The following is a 12,194-nucleotide window of genomic DNA, read 5'->3' as shown; positions in this document are numbered from 1 at the left end:
CGGGTGAATCTGGATCGGGCCGTGTGCGGCACGTGCTGAGCGCGGCGGGGCTGGGCGCGGAGGAGGAGGCCGCCTACCGGCTGCTGGTCAGGACCACCGAGGTGGAGTCCGACGCCCTGGCCGAGGAGCTGGGCGTGCCGGTCGAGGTGGCGCGGCAGGCGCTCGGCTCACTGCTGGCCAAGGGCCTGGCGCGCGCCGTTCCCGGCGAGCCCGGCCGGTTCACGGCGGTCGCCCCCGACGTCGCGCTCGCGGCCCGGCTGCACCGGCGGCAGGCCGAGGTCGACCGGGCGCGGCACGCCATGGAGCAGCTCACGGGGGAGTACCTGGCGCACGCCAGGCGGCGCGAGGCCGCGCAGCTCATCGAGGTGATCACCAGCCGGGCGGCGCTGCGCGAGCAGCTCCGGCTGCTCCAGGACGGCGCCCGGCACGAGGTGCTCAGCCTCTGCCGGGCCGGGCACGTGGCGATGAGCTCGCAGGAGAACGGCGAGGAGCTCGCGGCGCTGCGGCGTGGCGTCGGCTACCGCGTCATCTACGAAGGGGCGTTGCTGGAGGAACCCGGCATGCTGGTCAACCTCGCCGACGGCATCACGCTGGGGGAGCAGGCCCGCGCGCTGCCCGTCCTGCCGGTACGGATGATCATCGCGGACGGCGAGCTCGGCGTGCTCCCGCTCATCCAGCACACCGACGGCCTGACCCAGCTCACCGCCGCGCTGATCCGGCCCAGCAGCCTGCTCGACGCCCTCAAGGCCCTGTTCGAGAGCCTGTGGGAGCGGGCCACCCCGGTCAGCATCACCAACCCGGGCAGCCCGCTCGACGCCGACCATCTCTACCTGCTGTCGCTGCTGGTCGCCGGCGTTCCGGACAAGTCGATCGCCACCCAGCTCAAGATCTCCCAGCGGACGGTGCAGCGCAGGATCGCCTACCTGATGGAGCGGGCGGGTGCGCAGACCCGGATGCAACTGGCCTGGCACGCCGCCCGCGAGAACTGGCTCTGACCGATCAGTAGGCCCTGATCACCGTCTGCTGGACCGTGTTGCCGGCCGAGTCGGTGGCGGTGACCCGCAGCGACGGGTGCGGGCGCAGCACGATCGCGTCGTAGCGGCCGCCGCCGAGCGGGATCACCGGCTGCCGCCGCCACGTCGCGCCGTCGTCGTAGGACAGCTCCAGCTTCAGGTCCTTCGCGCGCACCCCGGTCACGCCCTCCTGATGCCGTACGGCGAAGCCCACCAGACCGGGACGCTCCGGGCGCACGTCATAGTCGACCTGGAGCAGCGGCAGCACCCGGTCACCCGGCTTGGAGCGGAACGTCCAGGCCGTCTCGGTCGCGGTGGCCGTGGTCCACTCCTCCGAGGTGCGCCTGGTGGACAGCTCCAGCCGGTAGGCGGCCTCCTGCGGCGCCGCGGGGAACGCGCCCCAGGCGGCGTCGCGCTCGGCCACCAGCGTGCCGTCGCGGAAGAACCGGGCCGAGGCGGTGTCGTTGTCGACGCCCGCACGGGAGACGTGCCCGGAGGAGTCCACGAACTCGGGGACGCGGATCTCCATCGTGTCGCCCTCCCGGGTGGACGGCTTGAGCCAGCCGGGGATCGCCGGGCGGACCACCGGGGCGTGCCAGCTCTCGCTGATCCGCGCGCCGGGCTGGTAGGTGCGCGGCTGCTCGGTCATGCCGTCGAGCAGCCGGCCCATCTCGTCCCAGACGTACTGGTGGTTGACGAGGTGCTGCCAGTAGGAGCCGTCGGCGCTGACGTACTCGGTGCGGCGCAGCGGCGTCCTGACGATCCGCTGGGTCTCCATCTGCTGGCCCAGCGCGTACGACTGCCAGGGACGCCAGCCGAAGCGCTGCTCCTTGGCCCAGCCGAAACCGCCGTTGTCGGCATAGGTCGTGGTGACCCGGGCGGTGTTGCCGTCGTTCACCTCATGCACGATCTTGTCCGGCACCCGGCCGTCGGAGACCTGCATGACGTCGTAGAGGTAGGGCGAGTCCATCTGCCCCGTGACCTCCAGCTTGGCGTTGCCCTTCTGCATCCGCTCCAGCATCCGCTGCCCGTCGTCGCCGGCGACCACCAGCGCCGGGATCGGCAGGTCGGCGCCGACCGGCTTCCAGTCGTGGCCGAACGCGTCGTCGGGGGAGAGCACCAGGATCACGGCGACCGCGCCCGCCCTGATCGCGGCCCCGGACGGGTCGGACCAGTCGATGTCCTGGCTGCGGATGACCGCGGCCTTGCCCTTGGACCCGGCGGCCCCGTCGGCGAGCCGCCACATGTGCCGCCCGTCCACGCCCGGCGACCGGCCCAGGAAGCCCATCGGGTACGGCTCGCCCGAGCCGGGCACGCGGGCGGTGAGCTTCGGCGCGACGAGCTGCCAGCGCGAGGCGAACTCGAACGAGCCGTCCCGCACGGGCTGGGTCGGCGAGACGTTGAGCCCCTCGATGACGTCGAAGTTCATGACGCCCTGGGAGATCTTGCGCGAGCCGAACGCGCGATGGGTGAAGTAGGTGTAGATGCCCACCTGTTCGGCGGGTTCCTTGGTCCTGATGGTCACCGGGGTGGTCCTGCGGAAGTCGAGCACCACGTCCAGGTCGCGGTCGACCTTGAGCTCGGGGATGACGACCATGCCGTCCCGCGGGTGGGTGCGGCCCCAGCCGCCGCCCAGGTTGAGCGACTGCGTCATGTAGGTGCCCTCGGACACCTCCACGGTCAGCCCTTCCTGGGGCAGCCAGGTGAACAGGTCGTCCTGCTGGGAGGCGCCGAACATCGACAGCGTGTCGGCGCCGGTCGGCCTGCCCGCGGCGTCGACGGCGGTGAAGCGGACCTTGTGCTGCGGTCCCTTCCAGGTCAGCGCCAGCGTGGTGTGCACCTGCTCCGTGCCCGCCGTGGCGGTGACCAGCCCGCCGTACCGGCCGAAGGAGAGCTCGGCCAGGTCCACCGTGACCTTGACGTCGGCGGTGCCGCCCGCCGGGACCGTCACGGACGCGGCGCTGAGCTCGGCCTTGTCCAGGGTGGTGGCCAGCTGCAGCGTGACCGGGGCGGCCGTGCCGTTGGCGTAGGTGATGGTGCCCTCGGCCGTGGCCGGGCCCTGGTCCTTCTGATGCTTGCCGAGGTCGACCACGCCGGTCGCGGTCACGCCCTGGCGCACCGCGCGGGCCACGTCCAGGCGGCCGGCGCCGGCGTCGTCGATCTGCTGGCCGGGGATGGGCTTGGCCGAGCCGATCAGCGCGTCCTTGATCTGCCTGGCCGTCCAGGCGGGGTGGCGCTGCTTGACGATCGCGGCGGCCCCGGCCACGTGCGGCGTGGCCATCGAGGTGCCGGAGGCGGCCGTGTAACGCTCGTCCACCGGCTCGCCCATGCTGGTGCCCGCCGCGCGGGCCGCGACGATGGCCACGCCGGGCGCGGTCAGGTCGGGCTTGGGCGCGTCGTCCAGGCGCGGGCCGCGGCTGGAGAACTCCGCGAGGGCGTCCTTGCCGTCGACCGCGCCGACGGTCAGCGCCGAGGTCGCCGCGCCGGGCGTGCCGATGGAGTAGGCCGCGCCGTCGTTGCCCGCCGCCACCACGAACAGGGCGCCGGTGCGCTCGGTGAGGGTGTTCACGGCCTCGCTGAGCGGGTCGGTGCCGTCGGTCGGGCTGCCGCCGAGGCTCATGCTGATCACCGACGCGCCTTCGGCGGCGGCCCACTCCATGCCCTCGATGACGCCGGACAGGGTGCCCGAGCCGTCGTCGCCGAGCACCTTGCCGACCATCAGCTCGGCGCCGGGGGCGACGCCCTTCCTGCCGTCGCCGCCGGCGATGGTGGCGGCGACGTGGGTGCCGTGCCCGTTGCCGTCCTGGACGCTCGGCTCGCCGGTGAACACCTTGCTCTGCTTGACGCGTCCGGCCAGGTCGGGGTGGGTGGCGTCGACGCCGGTGTCCAGCACGGCGACCTTGACGCCCTTGCCGTCGAACCCAGCCTGCCACGCCTCCGGCGCGCCCACCTGCGGGACGCTGTGGTCGAGGGTGGCCTTGACCTTGGCGTCCAGCCAGATCTTCGACACGCCCTGAGACAGCGTGGCCCGCTGCCCGTCGAGCGACTTCCACAACCCGCCGATCGTGCGTTTGTCGGCGGCGACCACCCGGCCGTTGACGCTCTTCAGCTCGGGCGCGGACGCGCTCTTCGGCGCGGCGCCGTCGTAGAGGAACAGCAGCGGCAGCTTGTCCGACCTGGCGTCGTCGTACCCCTGGGCGATCAGCCGGGTGACCGAGAACAGGGCCGGGTCCAGCCGCCTGGCCGCCAGGAGGGGCACGACGTCCTTGGGCAGGACGCGCAGCTCGCCGTTCTCCTCGGTGGTGCTGAACGCCATCCGCTCACGGCCCGGCCCCGGCTTCACCTCCACCGCCTGCCTGCCCGGCTCGGCCTGCCTGACGGTCACCACGTCCCCGGTGATCAGTGTGACGCGGTGGACGCTCCCGCCGGCGGGCTCGGCCGCGGCCGTGGCCGCCGATAACGGGGAGCTCAACAGGGCGGCGGTGGTGACTCCTGCCACCGTCACATGGGCGGACCAGTGCATGGGGGTGAAACCTCTCGTAGCAACAACCAGTGCACACGAGAGTGGGTGATCGGACACGCGGCGCGCCAGGTGTCACCCGTGCCGTTTGTCTGCCATGTCGTGATTACGACACAGCGCCGGCGGTGCGGTTAGCATGGAACGGGATCGGGGATCGTGGCGACACTCGGCGACGAAGCGAGATCTGTGCATGCCTACGCCCCCGCGCAAGCTCCGCAACACCCTGAGCTGGTACGCCTTCGGCCTCTCCTGCGCGGTGACGCTGCTCGCCGCGGTCCTCATGGTGTTCCCCGACCCGGCCCTCACCAGGGCGGCGGTGCTCTCCTCGATCGGCCTCAACCTGATCGCGTCCGTCGCCTTCGCCGTCGTGTTCTCCGTCCTGAGCTCCCAGGTGCAGCAGCGCGGCATGGAGGAGAACATCGCCCAGCACCTGGGCGACCTGGCCACGGGGCTGCGCGCCGAGGTGGCCTCGATGCACAAGGGGTTCATGCCGACGGCCGTCTACCCGTCCTTCGACCCGGTGGACGGCACGTACGGGGACGCCTTCAACAAGGACGTGACCGCGAGCCTGGAGGCCACCGGGTTCTACGCCTTCTGCGGCCCGAGCGCCCGCTACGTGTCGGCCCGGCTGGCCAGGTCCCGCCACTTCCCCCACCAGGTCCGGGTCGCGATGCTCAACCCCGGCGACAAGCTGGCCATCTCGCGCCGCGCCACCGACCGCACCAGCTGGGCCAGGCTGGCGGGCAAGGACAACTCCACCCTGTCGGAGGAGCTGCGCGAGGAGCTCGTCATGAGCACGGTCGCGCTGTTCGACTACCGGCACATCTGCCCGGTGGACCTGGCCTACATCGAGGACACCGCGACCTACCGGTTCGAGATCTTCGACGACGCCATCTACCTGTCCTGGTACCACGGCCCGCAGTCGATCTCCAAGGAGATGCCGGAGTCGCTCAGGTTCGCCGCCGAGTCCTTCCTCTACCAGTTGCTCCGCCTCGACCTCATGCGCAGGTTCGAGATCGTCGAGAGCCGGGTGCGGTTCGAGGCGGGCCAGGACGACACCTTCCTCATCGCCCACCTGACGGCGGTGCTCGGCTCCTCGGTGTCGGCCGCCGACCTGGAGCGCTGGCGGAGACGGTACCGGGAGTACACGGCGGACTTCACCGGCTACCTCGACACCGTCTACGCCGAGCTCAGGATCTGACAGGGCTCACAGGGCTCAAAGGGCTCACAGGGCTCCGGCGCGGGCCGCGGCCAGCGCCGCCGCGGCGGCCCGGTCGGCGGCGGCCTCGTCGAGGGCCTCCCCGGTGTTGAGCAGCGCGTAGTACAGGGGCGCGGACACGGCGGCGATCACCCGGCGCGGGTCGGTGCCGGGCGGCAGCTCGCCGCGCCCGATCGCGTCGGTGACGCAGCCGGCCCACTCCTCGATGCGGACGGCGTAGAAGCAGTGCAGCGCCCGGGCGGCCTCCCCGTCGCAGAGCGAGGCGGCGATCAGCGCCTTGAACAGGCGTCCCTGGCGGGGGTCGGTGAGGGTCTTGACGACCAGGCGGGCGTTGTCGCGCAGGTCCGCCCGCACGTCGCCGTTGCGGGCGCGGGGCAGCGAGGTCTCCGCCATGTCCTTGAGGAGGTCGGCGGCGAGCGCGCCGGGCGTGCCCCAGCGGCGGTAGACGGTGGTCTTGCCGACCTCCGCGAGGCGGGCGATGTCGGCGAGGTCGAGCCCGGCGAAGCCCTTCTCGACCAGGGTGTCGCCGGCGGCCCGCAGAACGGCCTCGCGGACGCGGGCGGTACGCCCACCAGGACGGACGGCACCCGGCGGTGGCACGGCGGCCATACGGACTCCTCCTCGTTCGAACCCTTATCGGAACCGTAGTTCCCTTAACGCTGATTCCGGTGCTACTGTTCTCGCATCTTAACGGAACTAAAGAACCGTTTGCGGCGGCATGTCCGACCGGCACGCCCGAGAGAAAGCCCTGCCATGACCACCACCACACCCCTGCCCACGTCCGCCGCCCAGGCCCCGCCACGGCGCCTGACCGGCCGCCTGCGCCTCGTCCTCGCGGTGCTCCTGGTCGCCCAGTTCATGCTGGCCGTCGACTTCTCGATCCTCAACGTGGCCCTGCCCGCCATCGGCGACGACCTCGGCTTCTCCCTGTCCGGCCTCCAGTGGATCGCCACCGCCTTCGCCCTGTGCGCGGCCGGCTTCACGCTCTTCTTCGGCCGCATCGGCGACCTGGTCGGCCGCAAGCGCATCTTCCTCGGCAGCCTGGCGCTGCTCGGCGCGGCCTCGCTCGCCGGCGGGCTCGCCCCCACCCCCGACGTCCTCATCGTGGCCCGCATCGCCCAGGGCCTCGCGACGGCCGCGGCCACCCCGGCCGGGCTCGCCCTGCTCACCACGTCCTTCCCCGAAGGGCCGCTGCGGCAGAAGGCGCTCGGCCTCAACGGAGCCCTGATGTCCGCCGGGTTCACCGCGGGGGCCGTGCTCGGCGGCGTCCTGACCGACCTGCTCTCCTGGCGCTGGGCGTTCTTCGTCAACGTGCCCGTCGCCCTCGCCGTGCTCATCGTCGCGCCCGCGGTCATCGCCGAGTCCCGGCCCGCCGACCGTCCCCGGCTCGACCTGCCCGGCGCGCTCAGCGTGACCCTGGGGCTGCTCGGCGTCGTCTACGGCCTGACGCAGGCCGGCGAGCACGGCTGGACCCACCCCCTCGCCCTGGCCGGGCTGCTGGGCGGAGCCGTCCTGCTCGGCCTGTTCCACCTGGTCGAGCGGCGCGCCGCCGCGCCGCTCGTGCCGCTGCACGTGCTGCGCAAGCCGACCGTGGCCTGGGGCAACCTGCTCGGCCTGCTGGCCTTCGTCACCGAGACGTCCCTGGTGTACCTGCTCACCCTCTACCTGCAGAAGACCCTCGGCTTCACCGCCCTGGCGGCCGGGCTGTCGTTCGGCGTGCTCGGTCTCGGCACCGTGGCCGGCGGCCTGCTCGCCCCCAAGGCGATCGCCCGCACCTCCACCGTGACCGTGCTGGTCGGCGGCGGGCTGCTGCAGGCGGTCAGCACCGGCGCGCTGCTGCTCCTCGGCGGCACCTCGGGCTCGATGGCGTTGCTGCTGCCCGCCACCTTCCTGGGCGGCGTGGGGAACATGCTGGTCATCGTCGGCTTCATGGTCACCGCCACCACCGGCCTGCCCGACCGCGAGCAGGGCCTGGCCACCGGTCTGGCCTCGATGTCCCAGCAGATCGGCATCACCATGGGCACCCCGATCATGTCCGCGATCGTCACCGCCGCGACGGCCGGGGCCGTGACGGGCGCGGCCGTCCTGCACGGCGTCACCGTCGCGATCGCGGTCAACGCCGCGCTCGTGCTGCTCGGCGTCCTGGTCGCGGTGATCTTCCTGCGCGGCCGGCGCGACCGCGCGCACGCCTGACCCGCCCTCCCTCTCTCGTCGCGGAGCACCTCATGGATCCTCAGCCCAGTGGCGCGGTGATCGCCGTGACCGGCGGACGCCGGGAGCCGTCGTTCGCCGTGACCGGCGGACGCCGGGAGCCGTCGTGGTCACGTCTCGTCCTGCCCGGCTCGCCTCCCGTGCCGGTCCGCGTCCATCGGCCGCGGGGCCTGCCGCCCGCCGGGCTGCTGGTCTGGGCGCACGGCGGCAGCTGGCAGCGCGGCTCGGCCGCCGGCTGGCACGACGCCACCGCGGCCCTGGCCGCCTGGTCCGGCTGGGCGGTGATCAGCGTCGACTACCGGCTCGCGCCGCGCCACCGCCATCCCGGCGCCGTGCGGGACGTCCTCGCCGCCCTCGCCTGGGCCCACGGCCGGGCGGCCGGGATGCCGCTCGCGGTGGGCGGCGACAGCGCGGGCGGCACGCTCGCCGCCGTCGCCGCCCTGGCCGCCCGCGACCGCGGGCTGCCGCTGGCCGCGCAGGTGCTGGCCTACCCGCCGTTCGACCCGGCCTGCGCCGGCGCCTCCTACCACCGCTCGCCGTCGGCGTTCCCGCAGGCGGAGCCGCTGCGCCGGGCCTGGCGCGCCTGGCGCGGCGACCGGCCGGCCGCCGTCCGCGACGCCGACGGCACCCGCCTGTACACCACGCACTGGGAGGCGCCCACCCTGGCCGGGGCGGCCCCCGCCGTGCTCGCCGTCGGCCGCGACGACCCCGTGCACGACGACGTCGAGTCCTACGCGCGGCGGCTGCGCGCCGACGGCGTCCCGGCGCGGCTGCTCCGCCCGCCGGGCGCCGTCCACGGCGACGTGCTGCGCCCCGGCCGTCCCCTTCTCCGGCTGCTCGCGCGGGCCCTGCGCGGGCCGGACCCGTCCGACCATCGAGAGGACCACCGATGAACGTTCCCCCCGCCCCCCTTGAGGCGCTCGTCCGCCACTTCGCCGACCTGCGCGACGGCACCCACGCCGGGCACGTCACCCGCCGTGGCAAGCAGGACGCCTTCCGGCGGGCCTCGCGCCGATCACCCTGACCGCCCACTATGGCGCCGGATTCCACCATCCGCACCTGCGGGGCGCCGTCCCCGCCGTCCACCCCTGACGTACCCCGTGCCGCCGTCAGGGCCGCATGTCCCCGCGCCCGGCCTCCCGTACGGCGTCCATGAAGGCGTCGTACGGCATGCCCCCCGCGCCGCTCCACATCTTCTGGGCCAGCACGGCGAAGGTGGGCTCGACCAGGTCGCGCACGTCGTCCTCGGTGTAGGGCGCCGCGGTGATGTCGTTCCACACCGCCGACATGGCGCCCAGCAGCCGCGGATCGCCGGGGGCCACGCTCTGGCCGTCGGGGAAGACGTGCGGCGCCCAGTGGTCGTACAGGTACTCGCCGTCCAGGCCGTCGGGGTGGTAGTAGGTGGCGGCCGGGACGATGTAGAGCAGGGAGTCGCTGGTGTTGACGAAGGAGTAGCCGTCCCGCCCGGCCTCGTGCGGGCCGTACCAGACGGTGGCCCAGCAGTTGATCACCACGTCCCGGTCGTAGCCCTCGGGGACGCCGCCCGCCATCCTGGTCAGGCTGCCCCACGCGCGCGGACGTTTGCCCAGCGCCCGCAGGTGGGCCGCCATCGCGTTGAAGAACTCCCGGTAGCGCGGCTCGTCGGCCAGGTACTCGTCGGCGCCGAAGTGCGCGTGCGGGCCGCGGAACCAGGGGACGAACTCGGTGAACACGTCCTTGACGAACTGCGTGGCCGCCGGCTTCGACAGGTCCAGGTGGTCGTCGCCCAGCCCGAGCGAGGGACGGAACCGGACGAACGCCAGAGAGTGGGCGGGCGCGTCGATCTCGGGGACCAGGGTGACGCCCTCGGCCGCCGCTGCCTCCTCGAAGGAGTCCCAGTCGCCTCGGTCGTAGGCGCCGTCGGCCGAGGCCAGCCCGGCCAGCGCGGGGTCTTCCGGCACCAGGCGGAAGCCCGCCTGCACCTCCGCCCAGGTTCCGTCCGGGGCCAGGAAGCCGTTGTCGTTGAGGTGGAGCTGCAGCTCGTTGAGCTTGAACCAGCCCATGACGGCCAGCTGCTCGCGGATGAAGCCCGGCGTGAAGAAGCGGCGGCCCACGTCCAGCATGAAGCCGCGCACCGGGTAGTCGGGCCAGTCGGCGGCGGCGCCCACCGGCAGCTCGACGGTGGTGCGCAGGATCTGCAGCAGGCTGCGCGTGCCGTAGAACAGGCCGGTGGGCGTGGGCGCGGAGATCCGGACCTGCTCGCCGGTGACGGTGAGCAGGTAGCCCTCCTCGGCGAAGCGGGCGCCGCCCGCCTCGCACGTCAGCGCCGGGTCGAGGGTCAGGACGACGTCACCGGCGCCCGCCGGCCCGCCGGCCGCGGCCAGGGTCAGGCCGGTGACCTGCCCGATCTCCCGGACGAGCCGGTCACGCAGGGCGTTCTCGCCGCTCACGACCCTGGCCAGCGCGGTGCGGGGGAGCACGCCGGCGCCGCCGTCCCACTGCTGCAGGCGGGGCACGACGACCGGGCACGGGTTAGCCAAGGCCGGCCTCCTCGCGGATCTCCACGACCGGCTCCCGGCAGCCGTCCAGTTCGAGGACGACGAGCTCGTTGCCGCCCGCCCGCAGCAGCGGCCACGGCAGGTAGAGGGTGCGCTGGGGGCCCCGGTCCCAGTAGCGGCCCAGGCAGAACCCGTTGACCCAGACGTACCCCTTGGTCCAGCCGGGCAGGGCCAGGTAGGCGTCGCGCGGCTCGGCCACGGTGAGCGTGCCGCGGTGGAAGACCGGCCCGGTCGTCGCGCCGGTACGGCCCCACGGCAGCCCGGACACGTCGTCCAGCGGGATGGGCACGGCCTCCCAGTCGTGCACGTACTGCCGCTCGTGCCGCACGCCGCCGACGATGCCCTTGCGGTCGCCCAGCCGGGGGCCGTAGTTGACCCGGCCCATCGACTCGACCAGCAGCTCCACCACCGCCGACGGGCCGGGCACCGCGACGGGCACGCCGGTCAGCCGGTCCCGTTCGAGCACCGCCACCGGCTCGCCGTCCACGAACAGGTGGGCCCGGTCGGCCAGACCGTCGACGTGCAGCTCGTACGGCCCCCGCGGCCCGTGCACGGTGGCCCGGTACAGCACCAGGCCGTGGGCCAGCCCGAGCTCCTCGAACGTCGGCGGGCGCGCCGAGCGGGCCGCGACCGGCGGGAGCGCGTCGAACAGCCGCAACGACTGCGTCAGCTCGACGGCGCCGGGCGGCAGCGTCGGCGGCAGCGGCTCCGGCTCGGGCACCTGGCCCTCCCGGTGGGCGGCCAGCACCTTCCTGAAGGCCCAGAACTTCTCGGTCGGCGCGCCCCGCTCGTCGATCGGGGCGTCGTAGTCGTAGGAGGTGACGGTCGGCTGGTACTCGCCGTCCTGCAGGTCGCCGCCCAGGTTGGCGCCGGCCCAGGTGCCGAAGTTGGTGCCGCCGTGGGCCATGTAGAGGTTGACCGACGCGCCCGCGGCGAGCATGCGTTCCAGGATGCCGGCCACCTCGGCGGCGTCCCGGGTGGTGTGGGTGTCGCCCCAGTGGTCGAACCAGCCGTTCCAGAACTCCATGCACGCCGGCGGGTCCTCGGGCCGGAAGCGGGCCAGCTCGGCGAAGGAGCCTTCGGGGTCGGAGCCGAAGTTCACCGTCGCCCGCACGCCCGGCAGGGTGCCGCCGGTGAGCATGTGGTCGATCGCGCCGTCGGAGGTGAACAGCGGGACGTCCAGGCCGCGCTCGCGCAGCCCGTCGGCCAGCCAGGCCAGGTAGCGCCGGTCGGAGCCGTAGGAGCCGTACTCGTTCTCGACCTGGACCATGATCACGTTGCCGCCGCGGGTGGCCTGCCGGGCGGCGACGATCGGGATCACCTCGTCGAAGAAGCGCCCGACGTGGCCGAGGAAGGTCTCGTCGTGGCAGCGCAGCGCGGCGTCCCGGTCGGCGAGCAGCCACCAGGGCAGGCCGCCGTTGTCCCATTCCGCGCAGATGTAGGGCCCCGGCCGCACGATCGCCCGCAGCCCCTCCTCGGCCGCCAGGTCCAGGAAGCGGCCCAGGTCGGCCCGGCCGGTGAAGTCGAAGTGGCCGGGCCGCGGCTCGTGCAGGTTCCAGGCCGCGTACGTCTCGACGGTGTCCAGGCCCATGGCCCGCAGCATGGCCAGGCGCTGCCGCCACTGCTCCGGAAGGACCCGGAAGTAATGCATCGCTCCCGACAGCACCTGAGTCATGCCTTCATTCTCCTGATCC

At 73.4% G+C, this 12,194-nt stretch carries 9 protein-coding genes; 5 read left to right on the top strand and 4 right to left on the bottom strand.

Annotated elements, in window-relative coordinates; genetic code table 11:
• The first annotated feature begins 23 nt into the window (after positions 1 to 23).
• On the top strand, positions 24 to 995 hold the full coding sequence (locus ACFYUV_RS44765) for a helix-turn-helix domain-containing protein (RefSeq protein ID WP_387680575.1): 972 nt from the start codon (positions 24 to 26) through the stop codon (positions 993 to 995).
• A 4-nt stretch (positions 996 to 999) separates the two neighbouring features.
• Here the strand turns inward: ACFYUV_RS44765 and ACFYUV_RS44760 are convergent, their stop codons facing one another.
• Positions 1,000 to 4,485 (bottom strand): S8 family serine peptidase, encoded by a 3,486-nt coding sequence (locus ACFYUV_RS44760; RefSeq protein WP_387680573.1) that lies wholly within the window; start codon positions 4,483 to 4,485, stop codon positions 1,000 to 1,002.
• A 238-nt stretch (positions 4,486 to 4,723) separates the two neighbouring features.
• On the opposite strand from ACFYUV_RS44760, the gene ACFYUV_RS44755 reads away from it, so the two are divergent.
• Positions 4,724 to 5,734 carry a hypothetical protein gene (locus tag ACFYUV_RS44755; protein ID WP_387680570.1) on the top strand — a complete coding sequence of 337 codons (1,011 nt, stop codon included), beginning with the start codon at positions 4,724 to 4,726 and terminating at the stop codon, positions 5,732 to 5,734.
• 24 nt (positions 5,735 to 5,758) lie between these two features.
• Here ACFYUV_RS44755 and ACFYUV_RS44750 read toward each other — a convergent pair whose 3' ends face one another.
• Positions 5,759 to 6,361, bottom strand: coding sequence for a TetR/AcrR family transcriptional regulator C-terminal ligand-binding domain-containing protein (locus tag ACFYUV_RS44750; protein WP_387680567.1), 603 nt, complete (start codon positions 6,359 to 6,361; stop codon positions 5,759 to 5,761).
• A gap of 144 nt (positions 6,362 to 6,505) precedes the next feature.
• Here ACFYUV_RS44750 and ACFYUV_RS44745 point away from each other — a divergent pair, with 144 nt between their 5' ends.
• The 3 genes from ACFYUV_RS44745 to ACFYUV_RS44735 are packed head-to-tail and all read left to right on the top strand — an operon-like array spanning position 6,506 to position 8,987.
• Positions 6,506 to 7,945 carry an MFS transporter gene (locus ACFYUV_RS44745; RefSeq protein ID WP_387680564.1) on the top strand — a complete coding sequence of 480 codons (1,440 nt, stop codon included), beginning with the start codon at positions 6,506 to 6,508 and terminating at the stop codon, positions 7,943 to 7,945.
• Positions 7,946 to 7,977: 32 nt separating this feature from the next.
• Positions 7,978 to 8,856 carry an alpha/beta hydrolase gene (locus tag ACFYUV_RS44740; protein ID WP_387680561.1) on the top strand — a complete coding sequence of 293 codons (879 nt, stop codon included), beginning with the start codon at positions 7,978 to 7,980 and terminating at the stop codon, positions 8,854 to 8,856.
• Entirely contained in the window at positions 8,853 to 8,987 is a 135-nt protein-coding gene (locus tag ACFYUV_RS44735) for a hypothetical protein (protein ID WP_387680559.1), read from the top strand. Before ACFYUV_RS44740 ends, ACFYUV_RS44735 begins: the two co-directional genes overlap by 4 nt.
• A gap of 85 nt (positions 8,988 to 9,072) precedes the next feature.
• On the opposite strand, the gene ACFYUV_RS44730 is transcribed toward ACFYUV_RS44735, so the two are convergent.
• Both ACFYUV_RS44730 and ACFYUV_RS44725 read right to left on the bottom strand, forming a co-directional pair.
• Positions 9,073 to 10,482 carry a glycoside hydrolase family 20 protein gene (locus tag ACFYUV_RS44730; protein ID WP_387680557.1) on the bottom strand — a complete coding sequence of 470 codons (1,410 nt, stop codon included), beginning with the start codon at positions 10,480 to 10,482 and terminating at the stop codon, positions 9,073 to 9,075.
• Positions 10,475 to 12,175: a beta-galactosidase family protein gene (locus ACFYUV_RS44725; RefSeq protein WP_387680554.1), complete on the bottom strand. Its 1,701-nt coding sequence runs from the start codon at positions 12,173 to 12,175 to the stop codon at positions 10,475 to 10,477. The genes ACFYUV_RS44730 and ACFYUV_RS44725 overlap by 8 nt, the downstream gene beginning before the upstream one ends.
• Between the last annotated feature and the right edge of the window lie 19 nt (positions 12,176 to 12,194).

Origin of the sequence: Nonomuraea sp. NPDC003560 (assembly GCF_042878785.1) — a bacterium.
Lineage (GTDB): Bacteria > Actinomycetota > Actinomycetes > Streptosporangiales > Streptosporangiaceae > Nonomuraea.
The sequence above is the reverse complement of the archived record's forward strand: the minus strand, read 5'-3'. Positions and strand labels throughout refer to the sequence as shown.